Annotated in this window: 19 protein-coding genes; 8 read left to right on the plus strand and 11 right to left on the minus strand. The window is 52.3% G+C overall.

Annotated features, from left to right (window positions below):
- Positions 1-272: 272 nt before the first annotated feature.
- The 6 genes from AABA21_RS01035 to AABA21_RS01060 form a co-directional block, all read right to left on the minus strand.
- On the minus strand, positions 273-1,778 hold the full coding sequence (locus AABA21_RS01035; RefSeq protein WP_338246923.1) for a hypothetical protein: 1,506 nt from the start codon (positions 1,776-1,778) through the stop codon (positions 273-275).
- 1,059 nt (positions 1,779-2,837) lie between these two features.
- Complete coding sequence (locus AABA21_RS01040; RefSeq protein WP_338246925.1) at positions 2,838-3,104, minus strand: hypothetical protein; 267 nt, start codon at positions 3,102-3,104, stop codon at positions 2,838-2,840.
- 49 nt (positions 3,105-3,153) lie between these two features.
- The gene (locus tag AABA21_RS01045; RefSeq protein WP_338246927.1) at positions 3,154-3,477 is read right to left on the minus strand and encodes a hypothetical protein; all 324 of its coding nucleotides are present in this window, start codon (positions 3,475-3,477) and stop codon (positions 3,154-3,156) included.
- A 112-nt stretch (positions 3,478-3,589) separates the two neighbouring features.
- Complete coding sequence (locus AABA21_RS01050) at positions 3,590-4,075, minus strand: YciE/YciF ferroxidase family protein (RefSeq protein ID WP_338246930.1); 486 nt, start codon at positions 4,073-4,075, stop codon at positions 3,590-3,592.
- Positions 4,076-4,124: 49 nt separating this feature from the next.
- Positions 4,125-4,346: a hypothetical protein gene (locus AABA21_RS01055; RefSeq protein WP_338246932.1), complete on the minus strand. Its 222-nt coding sequence runs from the start codon at positions 4,344-4,346 to the stop codon at positions 4,125-4,127.
- 194 nt (positions 4,347-4,540) lie between these two features.
- Entirely contained in the window at positions 4,541-5,149 is a 609-nt protein-coding gene (locus AABA21_RS01060) for a hypothetical protein (RefSeq protein ID WP_338246934.1), read from the minus strand.
- Between the two features lie 152 nt (positions 5,150-5,301).
- Between AABA21_RS01060 and AABA21_RS01065 the strand changes: the two genes are divergently transcribed.
- Complete coding sequence (locus AABA21_RS01065) at positions 5,302-7,248, plus strand: glycoside hydrolase family 30 protein (protein ID WP_338246936.1); 1,947 nt, start codon at positions 5,302-5,304, stop codon at positions 7,246-7,248.
- Between the two features lie 241 nt (positions 7,249-7,489).
- Here the strand turns inward: AABA21_RS01065 and AABA21_RS01070 are convergent, their stop codons facing one another.
- Positions 7,490-9,109: a S53 family peptidase gene (locus tag AABA21_RS01070; protein WP_338246938.1), complete on the minus strand. Its 1,620-nt coding sequence runs from the start codon at positions 9,107-9,109 to the stop codon at positions 7,490-7,492.
- A 553-nt stretch (positions 9,110-9,662) separates the two neighbouring features.
- Between AABA21_RS01070 and AABA21_RS01075 the strand changes: the two genes are divergently transcribed.
- From AABA21_RS01075 to AABA21_RS01100, 7 genes are all read left to right on the plus strand, one after another.
- A complete protein-coding gene (locus AABA21_RS01075; protein ID WP_338246940.1) occupies positions 9,663-10,823 on the plus strand; it encodes a glycoside hydrolase family 76 protein in 1,161 nt (386 codons plus the stop codon).
- A gap of 230 nt (positions 10,824-11,053) precedes the next feature.
- Positions 11,054-11,308, plus strand: coding sequence for a non-canonical purine NTP pyrophosphatase (locus AABA21_RS39190; protein ID WP_420917084.1), 255 nt, complete (start codon positions 11,054-11,056; stop codon positions 11,306-11,308).
- A 430-nt stretch (positions 11,309-11,738) separates the two neighbouring features.
- A complete protein-coding gene (locus AABA21_RS01080) occupies positions 11,739-13,712 on the plus strand; it encodes an alpha-amylase family glycosyl hydrolase (protein WP_338246942.1) in 1,974 nt (657 codons plus the stop codon).
- Between the two features lie 103 nt (positions 13,713-13,815).
- Positions 13,816-14,679: an LLM class flavin-dependent oxidoreductase gene (locus AABA21_RS01085; RefSeq protein ID WP_338246944.1), complete on the plus strand. Its 864-nt coding sequence runs from the start codon at positions 13,816-13,818 to the stop codon at positions 14,677-14,679.
- A 348-nt stretch (positions 14,680-15,027) separates the two neighbouring features.
- A complete protein-coding gene (locus AABA21_RS01090; protein ID WP_338246945.1) occupies positions 15,028-16,443 on the plus strand; it encodes an L-fucose/L-arabinose isomerase family protein in 1,416 nt (471 codons plus the stop codon).
- Between the two features lie 11 nt (positions 16,444-16,454).
- Entirely contained in the window at positions 16,455-17,990 is a 1,536-nt protein-coding gene (locus AABA21_RS01095) for an FGGY-family carbohydrate kinase (RefSeq protein WP_338246947.1), read from the plus strand.
- A 62-nt stretch (positions 17,991-18,052) separates the two neighbouring features.
- Positions 18,053-19,135 (plus strand): glycoside hydrolase family 172 protein, encoded by a 1,083-nt coding sequence (locus tag AABA21_RS01100; protein ID WP_420917121.1) that lies wholly within the window; start codon positions 18,053-18,055, stop codon positions 19,133-19,135.
- A gap of 133 nt (positions 19,136-19,268) precedes the next feature.
- On the opposite strand, the gene AABA21_RS01105 is transcribed toward AABA21_RS01100, so the two are convergent.
- The 4 genes from AABA21_RS01105 to AABA21_RS01120 form a co-directional block, all read right to left on the minus strand.
- On the minus strand, positions 19,269-20,288 hold the full coding sequence (locus AABA21_RS01105; RefSeq protein ID WP_338246951.1) for a LacI family DNA-binding transcriptional regulator: 1,020 nt from the start codon (positions 20,286-20,288) through the stop codon (positions 19,269-19,271).
- A 118-nt stretch (positions 20,289-20,406) separates the two neighbouring features.
- Positions 20,407-21,312 (minus strand): carbohydrate ABC transporter permease, encoded by a 906-nt coding sequence (locus tag AABA21_RS01110; RefSeq protein ID WP_338246953.1) that lies wholly within the window; start codon positions 21,310-21,312, stop codon positions 20,407-20,409.
- A 27-nt stretch (positions 21,313-21,339) separates the two neighbouring features.
- Complete coding sequence (locus AABA21_RS01115) at positions 21,340-22,272, minus strand: carbohydrate ABC transporter permease (RefSeq protein ID WP_338246956.1); 933 nt, start codon at positions 22,270-22,272, stop codon at positions 21,340-21,342.
- Between the two features lie 88 nt (positions 22,273-22,360).
- Entirely contained in the window at positions 22,361-23,812 is a 1,452-nt protein-coding gene (locus AABA21_RS01120) for an ABC transporter substrate-binding protein (RefSeq protein WP_338246958.1), read from the minus strand.
- Positions 23,813-24,104: the final 292 nt, after the last annotated feature.

Consider the following 24,104-nt stretch of genomic DNA (forward strand, 5'->3'; position numbering starts at 1 on the left):
ATACAGATCTGTGGATTCACTATGCCTTATCAGTGCCGTTATCTGCCATGAGCCGAAGACAGCCCCATTGAGAAGATATCCACAATGGGGCTCTGGACACATAAGAGTCTGCCCGGCTATCCCTTGCGAGACATGGCGCTCAGATGGGTTTAAGCAAAAACTCATGACCTATCACAATCCTATAATTTCGGCTTATTTGCATGCTGCACGATGGCACAAAAGGGGCATCTCACCACGGCGTGAAATCCATGCTTCATCCAGCACTGACACTATTACATCTGTGGTTTGTTGGTTGAAATCAGGTCCTTCACAGGCGATGGCTCCAGGTACACAGCCGTTTGCTGCTGCAGTTCTCGTAGGGCATCTTGATTGTTCGCCAACCCTCTTTCCAGAATAGTGAGCATCTGCTCGGTCTGCTGCTGGGTGATGGACCGGGTTTCTGACGCTTGCTTCAACTGCGATGTGATCTCACTCAAGGTGTTCATGCGTGATATGAGCAAAGCCAGCGCTTCCTGAAGACGACGGAAACGCCATTGCAAACGTTTCTGCAGGCGCGTGATACCTAACAAAGCAGCACCAGTAGGCAGAGAGCTTGGCATAGTCGAGGTGGACGAGATGTTTTGCCCCTCACCCAATTTTTCCAACTCACTGGCGAGCAGCCTTGCCTCATTCTCCATGACTTTGTTTTGCTGAAAGACCTGCGACCAGCGGTTAATACGCTCTACCAACAGATTTAAGCTATGGGCAACCGGAGAGAGCGGTCCTTCTACGCGGGCGCGCGCGCTCATGTCGCCTCGGGCCAGGGCGGCATGCACCTCTTGCAGATTTTGAATACCTGAGCGCAACTCTTCATAAAGTTCGGCCTGTGTCGTCGTTGTGAGCAGTTCCTGCTGGCTTTCCTGGAACGCCTGCTGTGATTGATCCAGCGCCACGCGCAGACGTTCGTTAAGCAACAGGTTATCAACCAGAGTCAGCGCCTGGCGAATAATAGGCAACAGGAACAGGCCTGCGCAGACAAACACAATCTGGACGAGCGGAGCCGTCTGGTGGAACACAACGGTTAGCAGCAACAGAGCACAGGTCAGGAGCGCGATCACCATCGGAGCAATGGCACGAATCACAGCACCAGTGCTGCGCAAGCGCTGAGTATTGGCGCCGACCGGCTGACGTTGCGCCGAAATATTGGAAATGTTGTGAAGATAGGTCAGAAGCGCCCAACCGATAAAGAGCCAGCTCATCGGCCAACCAACGTCTTGTAGTAAACCGGTATGATAGGCGCCCTGCAACTGAAAATAACCATAGAGCGAGTCCGTCCCCGCAAGAATGGTAACCCCTAATGCCAATCGTCCGATCATAGCACTGAAGGATGCTGAGCTAGAGGTACCAAACAGCAAGATAGCCGCGGCAACACAAAGCGAGAGATCTCCCAGGGGATATGCTAACGAAACAGATTTCTCGAGAAAACTACCACTGAGGGACCCGATGGTAGGACCAAGGATGAAGTACCATGAGATCGCCAGGAAAGAAACAACAGCAGTCGCGGAGTCCAGCAGCAGACGTATACGACCTACCGCTGTGCTGCGCTGTGGAACGAGCAGGGCAATACCAACCCAGCTGAATGGGTACACCGCCAGATAAAAGAAATCGTAAATCGCCGGATAAGGAAACTGCGAGGGGGGATAAAGGGCTTCATAGACAGTCCAGATGACTTGCCCAATGGTATAAACCGTGGCAGCACACCCAAGACAGGCAACAGCTAGCCAGGCGCGTTGCACCATAACATCTGCGGCATTTCGGCGTAAAGCGAAAAACCTCATCAGGACATACACACAGATGCATGTACAGATAAGAGCTCCAATAACTACAAATATGTCTCCAGTGACACGCCACCCTGTTCCTGCAGGAGTGGCTACATCGGTGCGTGTTTGCAAATACACCAGGTAAAGAAAATAAACAAGAAAGAAAATGCCCATCAACCATTCGTAGCGTCTGATGAATTGTCGCAACACTACCTGCGAAGATGCTGCATTTGACCCAGGACCGGTCCCTGCACCAGTTCCACTCCTTGTTCGTGCAAACTGAGGCTGATTACCAGGGGTGGGTACATTTTCTCTCTGACCCGGGTAAGATTTCATAAGGCCTCCATGCTATTATTAATTGAATAAGAAGACTCTATTTCTTATGATATAAGAAATTCAGTCTAAAAATCAGCAATGACGCAATAACCTCTTTGTATTTATTTCAACACATACCCGAGATATTGCGTATCTGATACATAACTATACCAAGCGCATTAAGCCTAAAAACTGCCGCAATGGCTCCTGATATAATCAAAATAACATGTTTGCAGCAACATGTTATTGAAATAGGTATTCAAGTTACTTTGCAAAAAGCAAGCACATGTTGCTTAACAAGTATAAATTTTCGAACATCTAAATTCAATATCATATATATACAATGGTTAACGAAATAGCACCATAAATGTAAACTAGCACAACCTCAACTTCCTGTCAAGAAAGGTGCAAAAATAGCCCAGACTTTTTTAAAGTTCCGGCGGCTCATAGTGCATATGATGATAATATATCTAAAAGCAACCAGGCATCTTTCTTTGCATATTCAACTATACATGCATAATCTTCAACATATCTTTTCCATTGAACACGCAATTCTCGATAATCTTTTGAGTCCATTGATGACAACGCCTGCGCGAAGAAGTCCAGACAAAGAAGAAGGATACAACAAAAAGCAGTACCACGTATAAGCAGCGTGGTACTGCTTTTTGTTGTAGATGCACATATGCGCAAAGAATCATTCACAGATCGCCGGGGGAACCGAACCTAGTGATACTCGTTGTATGCGTTCGTCTTGCGATTGACAGCGGGGGGATTCTCTTGCTTCTTCACACCGCTTTGCGCTTTCGCGAGATTTTTTTCTGCCCTGACATTCGGATGGTGCGGTTGCCCTCCCTGCCCCTCAGCATCGGTTGGAGGATGCACTTCCTCTCCGTGCTCGACATCTATCACGCTATGCACTTCCTCATCAGGCGAGACAAACAGGTTATGGCGTATATCTTGCTCTTGCTTTTTGTTCTCTTCCTTTGCCATCAACGCTTCCTCCTGTTTCTACTATAACTACATGGCAACCGCACTCAGCTTAGAGACTCGAACCATTATCCGCCCCTCCACCCATATATGCGCTACCACCCTGGTGAATATGGCTCTTTTTGCGGTTCGCCTCCTCAGTACTCTGCTCAACGGCGTCAGGAGTGTCAACACCTCCACCTGTAGCGGCACCACTTGCGTCGTACAGCGTATCTTCGCTAATAGCGTCGCCAGCATCGTTGGTTTCGGGCATCTCCGCATCGTTATCGGGCCCGTTCCGCTGCACTCTGGTGCTTTCTCTGCCAGTATCAGCTTTCGCGGTTAATCGCTCTTTTTGTGGATCCGCCTGGGACTGTTTTCTCTGTTGCTGTCCCATCTATACTCCTTTCCAGACCTTACCAGAATTCTTATCAGCATAGTGGCCGGATGCCATGCTCTCCGTTTAGCTGCCTATGGCAGACATTATGGAGAGCATGGCCGGCAACCGCTTATCTGGTCGCGACAGCTAGTACCTGTTGCGTAACGGTCGGCAGGTTTTGCTGCAGCCAGTTGGCCATCGCCGCATCCTCTTGTAGGATTTGCTGGCAGACGTTGGCTACCTGCTGCTCACCCAGAGACTGGGCAGCTGAGATGAGGGATGTATACGATGCGACCTCAAAGTTCTCTGCGGCATAATCAGCCAGGGCATTCTTCACCAGTTCATCCTTTGCCGCACCGGTTGAGTGCGCCTGCACCTGTCCAAACAGTGAGGCCATGCCAGCCTTGACGGCCGACGTCTTGCCACCAAGCGACTCAACACAGCCCTTGACCAGGTCGGCATGACGGCGTGTCTCTTCTAAGTGTGACTGTAACCGGGTCTGCACCTCTGGGTAATCCTTGGCATCCTTAATCTGATGCTCCAGGATCTTCACGAGAGAATTTTCCATACCATACGCATCATTAAGCCAGGAGATTAACATATCTTTAGCAGTCATGTTTGCCTCTCTTTCTATTGAACATTACCAGTACATTTAAACGCTCGCACTACTTCTCGTTCTTTACCTTTTTGACGGCATCCATCATTTCATGCTCAGCCTGCTGTTTGCTCATCTTTACATCATCTTTTCCAAGATCTTCAGCAGCCATCTCCTGCGCAGCATGCCTGGCGGCCTGGCGAATCTCTTGCTGCTCATGCTTACGCTCGGTCGGACTTACCGGCTCCTCTGGAGTATATGGTTTAAATTGTTCTTTATCATTACTAGCCATATTATTTATCCCTTTCATTGCTGCAAAGGTTTTCTGGTTACATAGCTATTTCATAGCATTGAATGTCTTCTGCTTGTTCATCAGACATCCATATATTTACCACGATGTAGAAGTGTATTTGTGTACAATATATAACCAGAATCGATATACAGTTGAAAAAAGCCCATCCAGCGTAAGCCAGTACAGGCCTGGCTTTACTTCTTCACCGATGAACCTTGCATCTGTCTCCAAATCCAGACGGCCAGCAGGATAACAGGAAGAGCAGAACTTGCCATTAAGGTTGTTCGGCGCGTCGTAATCTTTTCTTCTCCATGCCATCCATCACTTTCACCATTGCCAGTCTGCATCGGTTCAAACAATGCTCCCCTACTGGGTGCCGCTGGCTCGGGCTTAAAATGCCCTTTATCAATCTGTTTCGCCATCATTGGTTCGGCCAGAGCAGGAGCGATGGCATGAAAGGTCCCCATCATACGACCCATGCTGCCGACAAACACCTCGCGCTGAGGCCGCAGCACGCACTTCAGCATAGTCAGTGCTACCTTTGAGGCAGGATAGACAGGGGGCAATGCGTTAATGGCACGGCCGGAGTAGTTCGCTGCGTGGCGGAAGAAGGGCGTGTCAATCGTCGCCGGCATGACGGTACAGATGTGAATGTGGGTCTTATCCAATACCTCTAGCTCATCTCTCAGGCTTTCTCCCAGCGCACGAATACCAGATTTGCCGACGGCGTAGGCGCTATGGCGAGCAAATTCAAGTGCCGTAGCCCGCCCAATGCCACTAGAAGCCCCGGTAATAACGACCACATTCCCCTGTAAATCATTTCAGGCTGTTAGAAATCTAATGTTACGCGTATTGATAACGTTGTCATAAGTAGAAGGAGATGCATATAATGACTAGAGAGGTGCGTGGATGTACCCGTTCCTTTGTAGGAAATATTCCATCAAGGAGGATTTATATGCCCCGATCGATATTCCACATTGGCCGTCCCCTTATTGTCGTCTGCTTTATTTTGAGCACGCTCGTCTTTGCTATATTTTTCCCGGCTCAGGCACAGGCCGCTGCTGGTAAAAAGGTAAATGTCTGGCTCACCACGCCTGACCAGAGCAAGCTGCTGGCGCAGCAACCTTCCCTTTCTTTTTCGAGCCAGTCCAGTACAGCTACTCCGACCGTTAGCGTCGATGATGCTCAGAAATACCAGCGCATGACAGGTTTCGGCGCTTCTTTGACCGCGTCATCGGCGGTGGTGCTGTCCCAATCCAATGTCGCACAAAACAAAGTGATGCGCGACCTCTTTGACCCTCATACGGGAATCGGGCTGAGCTACCTGCGTCAGCCGATGGGCTCGTCTGACCTGGCACCGCCACAGGATGCCAGCAAGGGCTGGGTCGGCGAGTATACCTATGACGATATGCCTGCCGGTCAGACTGATCCTACTCTCAGTCATTTCTCGATCGCACAGGATGATCGCTATCATGTCACTTCTTTGTTACGCGAGGCCCTGCGCATCAATCCTAACCTTAAGATTATGGCTACCCCGTGGTCTCCACCCGCCTGGATGAAGCTGCCCGGCAATAGCTGGGGCCATTGCACCAACTGCGATGGCAGCGGGCAGGGATTTTACAACGGCAGCAATAGCTGGGATAATACCCCCAACGACTATGTGTCCGTTACTTTTAATGGTACGCAGATCAAGTTTTACGCCGTCGTTGGCACGGATCATGGTATCGGCGCTTTTTCGATCGATGGTGGCTCCGAAACGATGGTTGATTTCTACTCGCCCACCAATGCCGGCAATACCCTGGTCTACACCAGCCCGGTTCTGCCAGCGGGCCAGCATACACTCAAACTACGCGTCACCGGTCAGCAGAATAGCAGCGCCCACTGGAACGGCATCAATCCCGATCGCGTCGATATTATCTCGGCCAGTGGCGTGACGACCATCGACGATAGCGTGCAGGGATCGGGCCTTAATCAGTTCCTGTATGGTGGCTCCGGCACCGCCAGCATCAACCAGGGCAACCTCAACCCAAAGTATTATCAGGCCTATGCCCAGTACTTCGTCAAATTCATTCAGGCCTACCAGCGTGAGGGTATTCCGATCTACGCCATCACTCCACAGAATGAGCCGCAGAACGGCAATTATATGCCCACCATGCTCTTGCCCGCGACCAGACAGACAGCTGGCAATCCAGACATCGGCAACGAAGCGGACTTCATCGTGAACCTGGGTCAAGCCTTCCAGCAGAACCACGTCAAAACCAAAATCCTGGCCTTTGACCATAACTGGGATACCCCGGAGTATCCGAGCGCCATCCTCAATAGCCCGGCCAGCCAGTATGTCGACGGGATCGCGTTCCACTGCTACGGTGGCGATGCCAGCGCGCAGGATCAATTCTACGGGAAGAAGGATATCTATGAGACCGAGTGCTCCGGTGGACAGTGGGAGAACAATAACAATCCTACCTTTGCCGCGACCCTCAAGGACGTGATGGATCTCGGCATTAGCTCGACCGCCCATGGGTCCAAAACAGTGGTGCGCTGGGGCCTGGCGCTCGATCCCAATGGTAATCCTCATTTGGATACCTCCGGATCGTGCGGCACATGTCGCGGCGTCATCTCGATCGCCGCGGATGGTACCGTGACGAAGAACTCTGACTATTATGGTCTGGGTCACTTCAGCAAGTTCGTCGTACCCGGCGCCACGCGCGTCGCCTCGACGAGTAGCGCCAGCAGTCTGGAGAACGTGGCCTTTGTGAATCAGAATGGCTCCCATGTGCTGGTCGTTTACAACAACAACGCCAGCGCCACTACGTTCCAGGTTCAGGTGCAGCACCGTACCTTCTCGTACACGCTGCCCGCTGGTGCGGCAGCAACCTTTACCTGGTCTGGAGAAGACGACTAACGTAATCATCAAATACCTGGTAAGGGAATGAAGAAGAGGTCAGTACAGCTGCGCTGTACTGACCTCTTCTTCATTCAAAGCAAGGAATGCTGTAAGCGATGCCCGATATAAGGTGGAGCGACATGGAGATCTACAACTGATTACTGCTCTCAAACCTGCTGTACTCGATGATCAACTTACTATCCACTTCGAATAGTGAGAGTGTGTGGCGTTACTCGCAACGCCACACACAAATGAGAAGCTATGGTGTTACCTGTTGCTTATGCAACAAAGTATAGAGCTCGTTGACGAGGTTGCTTCCATTGGGGGTGCCCAGACCGGAGCAGGCATCCCAGCCGGGTCCGGCACTGTAGGCGCCGTTGTTGCCCTGTGTTATGTCGTGAAAGGCGTTATTTTGCTGCAACGCCTGGTAGTTCTGGTAGAGTGCAGGATTAAGGAAGCCAGCGGATTGTCCGAGCCGCTGGTTTAACAGGGCAAGCAAACCAGCCCAGAGCGGCGCGACCGCGCTGGTTCCACCGATGACCATATCTTGTCCATCAACACGCACTTTGTAGCCCGTTTGAGGATCAGCATCTCCCGACACATCGGGCACGCCCCGTCCAACGAACTTGCTTGGGTTAGCCGATGGAGGGACGTTAGCGTTAGCCTGCCAGCTGGGCAAGGCGAATTTTTCGCTCACGCCGCCGCCGGTCGCTGAACTGGCTCCTTCGTTCCATACGACCTCGCTTGTGATCTGCTGACCGCTCGCCTCCAGCCGGGTACCACCACATCCCATAACATAAGGATCGGACGCGGGAAAATCAACGTGCGCCTGCCCATCAGTCGCCCCGTCGCTGGAACCACTATCACCTGCCGCGACACAGACAGTGACCCCAAGTGAGGCCGCAGTCTGAAATGCCTGATCCATCGTCTGTCGGCTCTGGTCCGTCCATTGATCTTCAGCGCTCCCCCAGCTAATCGAGATCACAGAGGGTTTGTTGGTGGTGTCATGGATCGCTGTGGTGATCGCATCTACGAAGCCGCGATCTGTGTTGGGCGCGAAGTAAACAACGATATGCGCCCCTGGCGCGATGGCCCCAGCCACCTCGATATCCAGTTCCACCTCTCCATCTGCGCTATTGGGATCGCCGCCAGGCGCATTGTTGGCTCCATCAACTGATACGCTGGTAACCTGTGGAACAGCAATATTCAACTGCTGAAAGTAGGTTGTAAGATCACTGGTATTGTAGCCACCTCCCAGTTCGATGATGGCGATGGCCTCCCCCTGTCCATTCAGGTCTGAGGGAAAATTATATAGTTGGGCCAGCGTACGTGGGTCATAAGAAACAGCGTTCGCGCTCGGCCTCGCGATAGCCGGGTCATAGAAACGCAGATGATAATTGGCCTGAGGGCGATCATCAAGGCCGAGGACGCTCTCTACCGTCTGAGCAAGATCATGTGGAACCATTAATGGCCCGGTGCGCCCACGATAAGTGATATCGTCATATTCATAGTGGTGCAGTTCAGTCTGAAAAGCCGAATTGAAAGCGGAGGCTGTTCCGGTCAGGACTACGCGTCGGCTCACGGGATCTATCTCTGTAACAATAAGGTTGTGCTGGCGCGCAAAATGCTCGATTTTCGTAATATCTTCAGGTCTCGCGCTATGCACCCTGGCATATTCTTCTCTCGTGAGCCGGGTGGAACGACCCTGTATCTGCTCCTGGAGATTTTGCTCCAGTTCTTTTCTAGCTGGGTCCTTCAAGTAGAGACTGACCTCGATAGTCTCATCGGGTGCGACAGGAGCAACCCGGCGTGCGCCTGGTAATGGCTCTTTCCCACTTCCCGGCAGTTCTCGGTATCCGTAATGCGATGTATTGCTCACTTCCTCTTTCCTTACCTTTCAAAACCATCCTTTTCATGCTCTTACTAAAAAAAAGGCATATACCAATAGTTACATTGTTTTTCTAAACAAAAACAAATATACCCTATACACACCTTTTACGTTCCCTTCTATTACGCATTTCCAGCCCTATTAGATGTCGAGCTTAACGGTTATATAGATCACGCAATAGATATACACAGCCCGCTTGTTTATTATCCAAAATACGCATTTTCTTTTAAAAGATTATTGCGAGACAAGAGTGTTTAACTGCTTTCCAATATTGACAAATGATGATTTACATGTCATTCTTGAATGAGGATGACATCGTTGTCATCTCTGTATCGGATGCGTTCCGCACATTTATGGCACGAGCTAATCACCTTCAGCCATAAGATGGCAGGCGCTTGATCTGTTGATAGCTCATGCTTATGAGAGGATACGGATGCATCCATATATACAGCCATAACTATAGCGCTCTATATTTTAAGCGGCAGCAATCGGTGCGCCCGTTGCAGTATAGGTTGTTGCCAGCAAAGACAGGGAGGTCTCTGATATGAAACGTCGTACCATGCTCGGTGTGCTCGGTGGCACTATTCTCGGTATAGCTGCATCCCCTTCCCTTATCGCCTACGCTTATGAAGATAGCCGCGCACAGGCCAGCGCTTCGTACGATGCGTTGCAAAAGTATTTCTATGTTCCCAATGGCTCTCACCTGTACCACGAGCAGTACCCGGTGGCGACAGGCGATAATCCTTACTCCTACGAATGGCCCTTTTCACAGGCTCACATCGCGACACTCGATCTGGCCAATATCCCCGGTTCTACCGGTCGCTCCTATCTCACAGCTTTGCAGGACCGCTGGCTGGGACAGGAACGGTACTGGAATACGACCGGGGCCACCGGACTCCCCGGCTATGATTCATATCCTCGTCCACCTTATGGCAACGGTGGCGATAAATTCTACGACGATAACGAATGGGTGGGGCTGGCCTGCATCCAACGCTATTTGATGAATGGCGACGTCGTAGCCCTGGAACGGGCGAAACAGATCTTCGCCCTGGTGGTCTCCGGCTGGGACACAAACGCGTCGCATCCAGCACCCGGCGGCGTCTTCTGGACGCAGGCATCATGGAGCCACGATCGCAATACGGTCTCCAATATGCCTGGAGCGGAACTGGGCCTGCGACTGTACCAGTTGACCAGAAACAACTACTACTTTGATTGGGCGCAGAAGATGTATACCTGGACCAATACCTATCTACTGGCCCCCAACGGTCTGTATTGGGACCACATCGACCTGGCAGGCAATATCGAGAAGACACAATGGAGCTATAATCAAGGAGTACCGGTAGGAGTGAACGTCCTCTTCTACCAGGTGACGGGTGACGTCACCTATCTACAACGTGCCCAGAAGATTGCCAGTGCGGCTCTGGATTTTTATGGAGCAGATAATAAGCTCTATCAGCAGCCGCCTTTCTTCAACTCGATCTTCTTTAAAAATCTGCTGCTCCTGCAGTCGGTAGATCATAATCAGCGCTACGTTAAAGCCATGCAGAGCTACGCGGAACAGGTATGGCAGACGTCGCGTGACGCCACCACCGGCCTCTTCCATTTCGGTAACTCATCATCCACCCAGATGATCGAGCAGGCGGCCATGACCCAGATCTACGCAGTCCTTTCGTGGAGCCCATCACAGTATCGCATTCTTTATTAGCCTTACCTCTTAAATAGGTAAGCATAGCTTTGAGCACCTCATCATGAGGTGCTCAAAGCTATGCTTACTGTTAGATTAGTTACATAATTGGCTATGACTGGCCCTTGATATGCTATAAATTGATATACTATAAACAGAAGTGTATATGAATATATCACACTTTATCTTATCTACAGCTTGACGATCCCACTGATGACGTTTGTCTAGATGCTATGTATAATTACTTCAGCATGAAAATTTTGTTAGCTACGCATAACCCATCAAAATTTGAGAGATATAACAATCTTTTGCGAGAAGTAGCAAATCTTGAGCTCGTTTCGCTGCAAGGTGTGAGCATTAGCGAAAAAGTCGATGAACCATTTGCAACAGCAAAGGAAAATGCAATTCACAAAGCAGTAAAGTACGCAAGGATCTCTCAATTGCCCACGCTCGCCGTTGACGAGGCGGTAACAACAAACTTTCTCCTACGTTCTTTAGTCCATTGAATGACTCTCCCCGCTATACGAAAGCTGTGCAGATTACATCTGTAGCGAGTGAATTTTCCGAAAACAGGCAAAAAGGGTATCCCATGTCTAGTTTCCTTGTTGTTGCTGGAACAGCGAAGCCTAATGCGGATCTGAGCAAAAGAGAAAAGCTAGAAGTAGATCAACATACATTCCAAAGTTTCCTTTCAGAGTTTCCTGATTGGTTAATGAGCTAAATTGTTCTGGCGTAATCCTAATCAAGCACAACCTATTTCAGGCAAGTAAGGCCAGTATGCAATACTGCACATACTGGCCTTACTTGTGTAGTTATCGGCGGTACAAACAGGCTGGCAGCCTACCACCAACCCCCACACATACCATATAATAAACGAAAGTTTATTTATCGAAACATAACAATATGATCCATTGGCTTGGCAGGATAGGAGCACCCATGATTGACGCACAGCAGATTCGACATTACGCAGCCCTGTCGCTCGAGCGACTGTGGCCGCGCCTGGAAACTATTCTTCACGACGAGGTCAGCGCCGCGCCCGCAGACTGGCGCGCGTTTGAAACACGGCTACGGCGAGAATGGGATCGACTCTTCGACCTGCTGTTTGGCCTCTATGGCAGCCACTATGACTTTTTCTATCATCTTGAGGAGCTGCTAACCGCGACGGCGCGCAGCTGGTTGACACGCGCGTCCTGGCTCAAGCAACTGGACGAGCGGCGCTCTGCTACTCCCGAATGGTTCCAGTCACAGCAGATGGTCGGAGGCATGTGCTATGTCGATCTCTTTGCCGGTACCATCCAGGGTCTACGTGAACGGCTACCACTGTTCAAGAAACTGGGCTTAACCTATCTACACTTGATGCCGCTGTTTGAGTCACCAGAAGGCAATAGCGATGGCGGCTACGCGATCAGCAGTTACCGCCGGATCAATTCAGAACTGGGCACGGTCGCAGATCTCTCCGAACTGGCTCGCGAATTTCAGGAGCAGGGCATCAGCTTGGTACTCGATTTCGTCTTCAACCATACCTCTGATGAGCACGAGTGGGCACGGAGCGCTCAGGCCGGTGATTCAGAGTATCAGCAATTTTATTTCCTCTTCCCTGATCGAACCATCCCCGACAGATATGAGCAGACGCTGCGCGAGATCTTTCCTACCGTGCGCCGTGGCAGCTTTACCTGGCGCGAGGACATCCAACGCTGGGTCTGGACGACCTTCAATAGCTTCCAATGGGATCTGAACTACGCCAATCCAGCCGTCTTCCGCGCGATGGCGGAAGAGATGCTCTTTATCGCCAACCTTGGCGTAGAGTTTCTCAGGCTCGACGCGGTCGCCTTCATCTGGAAACGCGAAGGAACCAGTTGCGAAAATCAGCCGGAAGCCCACCAGATCATTCAGGCCTTCCATTCACTGGCGCGCATCGCGGCTCCCGCGCTTCTGTTCAAATCCGAGGCGATCGTCCATCCCGACGATGTGATGAGCTACATCGGTCCACACGAGTGCCAGGTCAGTTATAATCCTCTGCTCATGGCGCTGCTCTGGGAATCACTGGCGACGACCGAGGTTAAGTTACTCGACCACTCAATGGGCCATCGTTTCCGCCTACCAGCAGGGACGGCCTGGGTAAACTACCTGCGCTCGCATGACGACATCGGCTGGACTTTCGACGACAACGACGCCCGCTGGGAGTGGATCGATCCCGTTGGGCACCGGTCATTTCTGAATCAGTTCTACATGGGACGCTTTCCGGGTTCTTTCGCGCGCGGCGTCCCCTTCCAGGAGAATCCTGATACTGGCGATGCCCGCGTCTCGGGCACTTTGGCCTCGCTGGCCGGACTCGAGCAGGCCATCCAGTCTGGCGACGAGCAGCAGGCAGATCTCGCAGTTCGGCGTATCCTGATGCTGTATAGTATCGTCCTGAGCATCGGTGGCATCCCCTTGATCTACCTGGGCGACGAGGTGGGTACGCTAAACGATTATACCTACAGCACAGACCCCGATAAGGCCAACGACAGCCGCTGGATCCACCGTCCTCAGGTCAATTGGACATGGCACAGGCAGGTTGAGGAAGACATCAGTACGCCACACGGCCAGATCTTTGCTGAATTGACACGTCTCATCGCGCTGCGCAAACAGCAACCGGCAATCTTCGATGGTGAAGCCGAGTTCGTGGAGACCGGTAATGGACACCTCCTGGGCTACGTGCGCCACGGTGGCGGTCAGCGGCTCTTCGTCGTGGCCAGTTTCTCTTCACAACCTCAAAAGATGAATGCCGATCTGCTCCGCGAGTATGGAACTGGCTACCACTTCATTGATCTAATCACCGGTCAGGCATTCAACACCGAGCACGCACTACAACTGGAACCGTATCAGTGCCTCTGGCTTGAACAGGAGACTACAACTACTATAAGCTGATATCTTCACCTGTAACATAAAACATCCAGGCGACCCGCTTAAACCGTGTTAATGAGGAAATGTCATGAAAAAATCTTGTTAGTCTGGAAGGAGCTTATGTAGCATGCGTATCAGCATTGGATTGCCCGCCACAATTCCAGGGGTGCCGGGCGAGTTGATCTTTGATTGGGCCCGACAGGCGGATACAGGACCCTTTTTAAGTCTGGGAGTTATCGGTCGCCTGGTCTACCCCAACTATGAATCGCTGATGGCGCTGGCCGCTGTTGCGGGCGTGACCCGGCGCATTCGTCTGATGACCGCCGCCCTGCTGGCACCGCTGTATAACTCCGGCGTACTGGCAAAGCAGGCCGCGAGCCTGGATGCCCTTTCAGGCGGTCGCCTCACTCTGGGGCTGGGCATCGGCATGCGTGAGGAAGACTACCTGGCCGCGCCCGCCACATTTACCAGGCGCGGCAAAACGTTCGATGAACAGCTTGCTCTTATGAAGCGCGTCTGGTCCGGACAGCCACTTAGCGAGCAGGTCGGCCCAATTGGTCCGGCCCCTGTGCAACCAGGAGGTCCAGAATTGTTAATTGGTGGACGCTCACCCGCCGCCTTTCGACGCGTAGCGCGCTGGAGCGCAGGCTATATGAGCAGCGAAAGCAGCATACAGTCAGCCCTGGACAACTACAACGCGGTGAAAGAACAATGGAAAGCCACCAGGAGAGAGGGAACACCACGCTTCGTAGGCATCACCTACTTTGGTCTGGGTACCGGCGCCCAGGAGCGCGTCAATCGCTACCTATCAACATACTACGCGTTCCGTGGGCCGGCCGCCGACATGGTGGTGCAGGCAGCCTCAACCACACCCGCAAAGGTTAAAACCACCATCCAGCAATTCGCCGACATTGGCATGGACGAAATGCTGTTCTGGCCCTGCATCCCCGAACTTGATCAGATCGATCGCCTGGCAGATCTGGTGCACTAAACTGCACAGCAATAAAAACGTTTTCACACATCGTCGCTTCGCAAAGCGGATGGCTTATAATATGTCTCTCTCATGGCAATGATTCTTGGTTTTTCCGCTTCAATTGCGCTATTACACCCTCGTATTCACCCTAAGAGAGCTTGACAATACGTGCAAATCTAATCTATACTCGTTTTATGGGAAGGATAGCGATTACCTTTTTTATCACTCTTCTTGAAAACGTTTTCACACAATATCAAGAGGGTGGTAGAGGCGCTATTCTTCGTGCCCACGTTGAGATGTACTCCCTATTCCATAGAAACGCATGGATCAAGCGTTGGCTTTGCTTTTGAAAGGAGTATTTGTCAGATGACGAAAATCGGTATCCTTACTTTCTCTGATGGGCGTCCCTTTGTGGCGGAAGAGGTTGATGCGTTCAATCGAGATGCGCAGAACCGTCTCAAGAATCGGCTGGAGGCGGATGGCTACCAGGTAGTCGCGGGAGAGGAGATCGTCTGCACCAATGAGCAGGCGGTACGCGAGTCGAAGCGACTGGCCGCCCAGGGCTGTGACTGCACCATATTTCAATTCGCCGTCTGGGTCTTTCCACATCTGCCGGCGCTGGCATCGCGCTTTGCTCCAGGCCCCCTGCTACTTTTCAGCAATATCAATCCACGCTATCCAGGTCTGGTTGGGATGCTGGCCAGCGCCGGTGGCCTGAGTCAGGCCGGGACGAAATATGCGCGCGCCTACGGTGATATTGGTGATGACGCGATCTACGCGAAGATTCGTACCTTTATCCGCGCCGCTGGCGCGGTGTCAGGTCTACGTGGGCAAACCTTTGGCCTCTTTGGCGGGCGCCCAATGGGTATGTATACCGCGACCGCCGACCCGGCTACCTGGCTCTCTGTATTTGGGGTCGACGTCGAGCATATCGATCAGGGAGAGATCGTACGCCTGTCCGCCGAGGTGCCACAGAGCAAGGTTGACTCTGCTTTTACCTGGCTGGAGGAGAATATCGGCCACATTCACTACGATGACAAGCAGTTGACCCCCGACAAGCTAAAAACCCAGATTCGCGCCACCTACGCGGTGAAGCGCCTGATCGAGGAGTATCGGCTGGACTTCTCGGGCATCAAGGCACAGCCCGAGCTGACCAATAATTTCTGCACCATGGATGTCACGGAAGCTTTCCTCAATGATCCTTACGACTGGGATGGTCCGCATGAGCCGCACGTCTGCGCGACTGAGGCCGACATGGACGCAGCGCTGACGATGCAGATCTTTAAGCATCTCGCCCATACACCGGTGCTCTTCGCGGATGTGCGCCACTATCATGCCGACCTGGGTATCTGGGATCTATGCAATTCTGGTGAGCATGCCACCTACTTCGCCGGGCACTCATTCGATCCTAAAGATAATCTGCCTCATGTACATTTCTATCCCGAAAGCTTCTATTTCCCCGCCGGCGGCGCGAGCGTTCATCACTTGGCGCATCCTGGTGAGGCCACCTTCTCACGCCTGACGCGCAATAATGGAACTTACTGGCTGGCGATCTTGCGCGGCGAATTCCTGCAATATGAGGCGGACAAAAATATGGAACTGATGAAGCAGACCGATCTGGCTTGGCCACACGCCTTCACTCGCTTTACTTGCTCCGCCGACGAGTTTGTGGCAACCTATTCAAGCAACCACATTCACGCCGTCTATGGAGATTGGGTGAACGAATTACGTACCGTGGCCGAGTTGCTTGGTATCGAAGCACGCGTCTACGGTGAGCAATAGAGGGAAGACGCATGGAGAACGATCTTGTACTAGGTATTGATGCCGGGACAGCGGGTGTACGCGCCGGCATCTTCAATCTGCAGGGACAACCCCTTGGCTTCTCAGAGCAAAGCTACCAGACCTTTTATCCGCAACCGGGTTGGGCCGAGCAGGATCCTGCTCACTGGTGGGCGGCCCTGGTACAGGCTGTCAAACACTGCCTGCATGTCAACAGCATCGATGGCCAACGCGTGGCGGGACTGGCCATCGATGCTCCTTGCAATATTCTGCTGACCAATCACGCCGGTGAGCCGCTGACGCGCAGCTTGATCTGGATGGATCTACGCGCCACCGAGCAGGCAAAGAAGCTCACCGCTACCGCCGATTCTGTACTGCGCTACTGCGGTGGAGATGTTCCCGCCGAGTGGCCTGTTCCAAAAGCGCTCTGGCTGAAGCAGCACGAGGCAGCGCTATGGAACCAGAACACCTACCTGGTCGATCAGATGGGCTGGCTTACGTGGAAGCTTACAGGAGAGTGGGCGGTCTCGCTCAACTGTGCCGCGGCCAAGTGGCACTATCGGGCAAGCTCCGATGAGATGACTCCAGCGGGCTGGCCCATCACCCTGCTGCGCGCGGTCGGACTTGAGGATCTGGCCACCAAAATTCCCGGCCGGGTGTTGCCGATGGGCGCGCAGGCCGGCGAGCTCACTAACGAGGCAGCCGAACAGTTGGGGTTACGTCCCGGCATCGCTGTCTCTATGAGTGGGATCGATGCCCATGCGGGCATGGTAGGCCTGAACGTACTGGCCCCGGGCACCCTCGCATTGATCACCGGAACCTCGACCTGCCAGTTAGTGCAGTCATCGTCTCCAGTGGTTGATCGTGGCCTCTGGGGACCCTTCGAGAGCGCCGTGGTGGTCGGCGACTGGACGCTGGAGGCGGGACAGGCCAGTACCGGCGGCACGGTACGCTGGTTGCTCGATACACTGGGTGGCGCGTTACCCGCGGGAGATGAGCGCTATTCCGCCGCCGATGCCGCCGCAGCAGCCGTCAAGCCAGGCGCGGATGGCCTGACCGTCCTCGATTTCTGGCAGGGCAGCCGCACACCGATCAAAGATCCCCATGCGCGCGGCACGATCTGGGGGCTGACGTCCGCCCATACACCGGGCCACTTGTTGCGCGCCGTCTACGAGGGCACAGCCTACGGCAATCGCCATATCCTCACCCGCCTGAACGAACTACAGGTGCCTACCAACCAAATTATCGCCTGCGGTGGAGGAACGCGTAGTTCCCTCTGGCTGCAAATTCTGGCGGACGTCGCGGGACTGCCGATCAGCCTGACAGCGGTGCCAGACGCGGTATCGCTCGGTAGCGCGATCTGTGCGGCGGTCGGCGTTGGCGCTTTCGCTGATCTACGCGCCGCCGGTCAAGCCATGGTGCGGCTCGAAAAAACAATCGAGCCAGATCCGACACATCGAGCCATCTACGATGAGGGCTACACGCGCTATCGCGCCACGTACGAGGCCATGGCACCACTCTTTCAGCGCGCGGCGTTTGCCGAAAAATAGAAAAAAATAGGAAGAAGGATATAACCACATTGGCTACCAACTACTCTTTTAATGGTCTTGGCATGGGATTGGGTAACCTCTCGCGTTTGTCTAATGCCAGAACGCGCTCCATCAGCGCGGAAAACTTTACCGGTGAAAAAGGAAAAGGAGGTATGGCTACCGAGGGAACAGGGGCTTCGTGCGCCCGTGACCTGGGACAGGGATGGAAGGTCTCTCCTTCGATTGTGATCGCGCCACATAGTACCGTCACGCTGGCCGACATCGAGGGGTCCGGAGCGATCCAGCATATCTGGCTGACAACATTCCCAACGAACTGGCGCACGCTCGTCCTGCGTGCCTTCTGGGACCATGAGGAACAGCCATCTATCGAAACGCCCTACGGCGACTTCTTCGCGCAGGGTTGGGGTGAGCGCGCCAACGTCAACTCGCTGCCCATCGCCGTCAATCCTGCTGGCGGCTTCAACTCGTACTGGGAGATGCCATTCCGCCAGCACGCCCGCTTCACCATCGAGAACATTAGCTCGCAAGAGGTAGTCCTCTACTACCAGTTTACCTATACCCTGACCGAAGTGCCCGAGGATGCCGCGTACTTTCACGCCCAATGGCGCCGCAGCAATCCATTGGGCTATAAAGAGGTGCATACCTTGCTGGACAACGTACAGGGCAAAGGTCACTACGTCGGCACATACCTGGCCTGGCAGGTGAACAGTCCCGGCTGGTGGGGCGAGGGCGAGATCAAGTTCTACCTGGATGGCGACAATGAATTTCCGACTATCTGTGGCACCGGAACAGAAGATTATTTCGGCGGCGCCTGGGATTTTGAGCAGCCACGCGGCCAGTATTGTGCCTTCTCAACACCTTTCCTGGGACTGCCCCAGATCATTCAACCCGATGGCACCTATCGCAGCCAGCAGCGCTTTGGTATGTATCGCTGGCACATTATGGACCCCATTCGCTTCGATGAGGACCTGCGCGTCACTATCCAGGCGCTGGGATGGCGCAGCGGCCGTCGTTACCTGCCACTACAGGACGATATCGCCTCAACCGTCTACTGGTATCAAACCGAACCCCACGCTCCCTATCCCACCTTCCCCGATGCCGACACCCTGGAGGTCTTTAGCGGCGAGGGCCCTGCTCCGGCCTAGCAACCCTGACTACAATATCCTTTCATTACAATGTATAAATGAACAGCCAGCCACGCTGAGCGCGCCTGGCTGTTCATCTGCGTATAAATGCGAGAAACAGAGATATTGTTAGTAGGAACGCGTTAATCGCTGGCTATGCTCCTTTTAGAGATGGACGTGGACGCGTGGAATCGCGCACCTGTAGCGTGGGCGATAACACAATCTCTTGCTTACTCAAAGACGTTGGATTTTGCAATCGCTGGAAGAGACGCAGGGCCGCGCTACTTCCTAACTCGTAGACAGGCTGGGTTACTGTGGTCAGCGAAATAGCGCTGAGCGCCGCCCAGGGCATCTCATCAAAGCCCACAATGGCAATATCATCAGGAATGCGTAAATGGCGTTCATGGATAGCTTCAAGCGCTCCCAGCGTCATCAAGTTATTGGTCACAAATAACGCGTCAATCGGAGGCGTAAGGTCTAGAAGCTTAAGTGCCCCCTGGTAACCACCCATGCTCTTAAAATCGTCGACGCATTCAAGGGCGGGCTCAAGAGCTAGTCCCGCCTCTCGCAACGCTTTGCGATATCCCTCCAGGCGTTCACGACCCGTGGTCGTGCTAACAGGTCCGGTAATCACCCCGATACGATGGTATCCATTGGTAATTAAATGCGTGACCGCTTCATATGCACCACTCACATTATCGATGAGGATCGCATCCGTGGTGCGATCCTTGATACGCCGGTCGACGGAGACAAAGGGAATGTCATGATCCCGAAACAGGTGTAATTTCTTCGGATTCTCGCTGGTCGAAACCACGATCGCGCCTGCTACTCGCTCAGAGCAAAGCACCTCAATGTACTGCTGCTCTTTACGAGGATTTTCGTCCGAATTACATAATATCAGGCTATAGCCATTGCGATTGGCAACATCCTCAACGCCACGAATGAGTCCAGTAAAAAAAGGATTTTGAATATCGCTGATGAGCAAGCCAATTATCTTCGAGCGATGAGCCCTTAGAGCCTGAGCGGCTCGGCTGGGCTGATAGTTCAGTTCTTTGATGGCCGCTCGTACACGCGAAGTGACCTCTTCATTTACATATGTGGTTCCGTTGAGAACCCGCGAAACAGTCGCGATCGAGACGCCAGCATGTTTAGCGACATCCTGAATAGTTGCCATTTTCCACTTTTCCTTCTACCCCCTTCTTCACAATGAAACGGTGGCAGATGATATAAACACGAGCAAAGAGAACCCATGTAATGATAATACCTTCAGCGGTTTTTGCCAATAATGACGATCAGCGTCCTCCCAGACCACTGAGAGCGATGCCACGAATAAAGTAACGCTGGGCAATGAAAAAGATCAGGATCAAAGGCAGAACAGTCATGGTTGATGCGGCCATACTCAAGGGAACACTGACAAAAGTTTCGCTGCCACCACTGGTGAAACTCGCCAACCCCAACGTCAGGGTCAGCACTGAATCGCTCTGCAACATTACTAGCGGCCACATAAAATCATTCCATACTGTCATAATAGTAATAACAGAAAGAACCGTCAGAGCCGGCTTGCACAGCGGCAGCACGATCTTCCAGTAGATATAAAATGGACTGGCTCCGTCGAGCATAGCGGCATCATCCAGTTCACGGGGAATCGAGAGCATATACTGGCGCAGCATAAATGTGCCAAAGGCGCTTCCCAGCATGCCAGGGATCGTCATGGCCCAGATGGTGTCCAGCCAGCCAAACGTTTTCATCATAATAAAGCTCGGGACCAGCGTGACGGTTGCCGGTATCAATAACGTCGTCAGGTAGAGCACAAACAGAACATTGCGTCCAGGGAAATCCATGCGCGCAAAAGCAAACGCGGCCAGCGAACAGCAGACAAATTGTCCCACCATGACGGCCAGGGCATAAAAAATGGTGTTCGAGAGATAGTTCAGAAAGGGCACCGCCTGAAACACGTCTGCATAGTCGTGCCACTGGGGAACAGATGGCAAGAGCGAAGGAGGAAAGGTCGAAGACTCAACGACCGTCTTCAGCGAGGTCGATACCATCCAGAAAAAAGGGATCGCTACAATCAGGCTGATAATGATCAGTAGCAGATAAATGATGACCTTCAAGCTCAGGCGCTTCACCAGGACACTCCCGCGCGTATGTGTACGTGGATGTGCCAGCGACTTTTTTGACTCTATTCCTACACGCATATTACTCTCTCCTGCGTATTTAACACACTAGACTTCAAACTCGGCGGCCGCATTGACGCTGTTACGGCTGAGGCGCATCTGCAGCATAGTTACCGCAAAGATAATCGCGAACATAACATATGAGAGCGCGGCAGCTTCACCAAAGCGGTTCTGCACGAATGCGCGTTGAAAGACCAGAAAGGTGAGCACCGAGGTTCCGTAGTCGGGACCTCCATTCGTCAGATAGTAGATCTGAGTAAAGACCTGGAACGAGCCGACGAACGAGATGATGGTCACAAACAGCAATGTTGGAATGATCAGAGGAACGGTAATCTGCCAGAAGCGCCGCCATGCGCTGGCACCATCAATGGCGGAAGCCTCCTGCAAAGAATCAGGAACGTTCTGGATGGCGGCCAAAATCAAGATTGTGGTGAAGCCAAATCCTTGCCAGATGCCAATAATACAGAGCGCGATCAAGGCCCAGGTGGGATCGCTCAGCCAGGGAACCTGCGGCAGGTGGAGCAGTGTAAGCGTATCATTGATTAATCCATTATCGTAATCATAGATCCATTTCCAGATGACCGCGATGGCCAGACCAGAGGTCACAACTGGAATAAACATGATGGTGCGGAAAAAGGCTAATCCCAGCACGCGTTGATTGAGGAGTTGAGCAACCCCCATGCTAATCAAAGTACCAATCGGCACGGTTACAATCGTGTAGACAATGGTATTGCGAAAGGTCACCCAAAAAATCGGATCCTTAAATAAACTTATATAGTTGTCCAGCCCGATAAACTGCGGAGCCGTCAGTCCATCCCACTGTTGCAGGCTCATGTAGAGCGCAAACAAAACCGGAAAAGCGATAAATATCAATACACCCAGAAAGCTCGGGGTAATAAAGAGATACGCTATCAATGCATGCTTCGTGCGTTTCCGTTGCCAGAACTGGTTGCGGCCCGGTTTGGTAGCAATGATTGCCATAATCAACCTTTCTTCCCTGTAATAATAGGTTACCCGTAGCAGGCGTTGTGACGCCTGCTACGGGCTTCATGGGTCAGCAAAAATCTTTTTATCCAAATTTCTGGATGTCCTGGTTGATCGTCTGATCCAACGCCGCCAGAGATTGACTGGTCGTCTTCTTCCCATCCCAGATGTCTGTTGTCACGGTGTTCCAGGGCACGCTAAACGTGGCCCAAGCGGGACTGATTGGCAACGAATGGGTGTTCCCTGATTTCAGAACATCAAGGAAGAGATTGGCATGCTGCATCGCCGCATTCGACTGCTTGTATGCATTTGAATAGCCGATGTTCTGCAGAGGGGGTAACCAGATATTGCGCATGGTGGTGGCCTCAACACCTCCCCAGTACTTGGCGAAGCGCCAGGCCTGCTCTGGATACTTCGTTTTGGAAGAGATAGCGATGCCGGTGCCTCCAGTGTTGGTGCGTGAAAAGCTGCCACCGTTCGGGCCTATAGGAATGGGAGCGATATCAAAATTGAGTCCCGACGCCCCCGCAAATGCTCCATAGAACCAGTGCCCAACCACTCCCATCGAAACCTTTCCACTCATAAATAACTGATACCCGGCCTGTGCCGTGAGTGATTTCGAGGGAGCCGCTACATGATGGACGTTGGTGAGATCAGCGTACCATTGGATAGCCGAGGCGATTTTAGGATCTGTCAGGTTGCTGGAGTTTGCGGGTGGATTGACGGGATTCTCAAACCAGTTTCCACCATTGGCGGCCGCAAATACGTTACAGGCGGTGAGCCCCCACCACCACATCTCGGCATATCCATAGCGCGTCACACGACCACCCGAGGTCTGGGTCAATTTCTGAGCGTAAGAAAGAAACTTGTCCCAGGTCCAGCTGCTATCATCCCAGGAGGTGGGCATCTGCAGACCCGCTTCCTTTACGTGATCCTTATTATAGAAAAGAACCGTATCTGTTACCTGCTCGGGCAACACATAGAGCTTGCCATCCCAGGTAAACATATCAAGTACCGGTTTATACTCCTGAGAGAAGACCTTGTTCTGGAACTCCGAGTCGTTCTTGATAAACTGGTGCAGATCGGCGAAAACCCCTTTTCTCGCGTAGCTACCATAATCAAGCTCCCACATCATTGATAGATCCGGAGGAGAGCTGCCCGCCAGTTCAGTATTCAGCTTCTGTAAATGGTTCGCACCATTCCCCGTCTGAATTACGATCTTGATATCAGGATTCTGAGCCATGAATTTGTCGGTAATCTTCTTGGCGAGAGCAATCTCATTAGGATTTCCCTCGCGGTACCAGACAAGGGTTACCTGGCTCTTGCCACCGCTGGAAGAGGTTCCACAGGCGCTGGCCAGGGCTCCTAATGATGAAGCACCTGTCAGTGCCAACGCGGATTTAGCAGCGGTTCCTAAAAATTGACGGCGTGTCGTTCCTTGCTGTAAAGAGTGATGAGTAGCAGACGTTTGCTGAATACCTGTCGTATCCTCAACTGGGGCGGTGGGCACTTCATTGATAGGGTCCTGGAAAGTCATTAGCGTTCTCCTTTTCCTGTGAAATCATTTTCACATCCCCTTATCACTATGTTTAAGAGTATAAAGTGCAAAATCAGCGTTTGTCAAGCCTTGAAAATCTCTATTTGCGGCTATCAAGCGCTTTATTGCTGCTCATAAAGTCATATCATTATCTTTTTATCCGCTACAATAGATCTACACAGCTCACTTCATCGCTTTTTCATGTAAATGATTTCACAAAATAAAAGAAGCGATGTATGACAAAATCTGTTAATTTCCCACCTTTTCTTTTACTCTTTTTATAATGAATTTT

This window comes from Dictyobacter halimunensis (assembly GCF_036245075.1).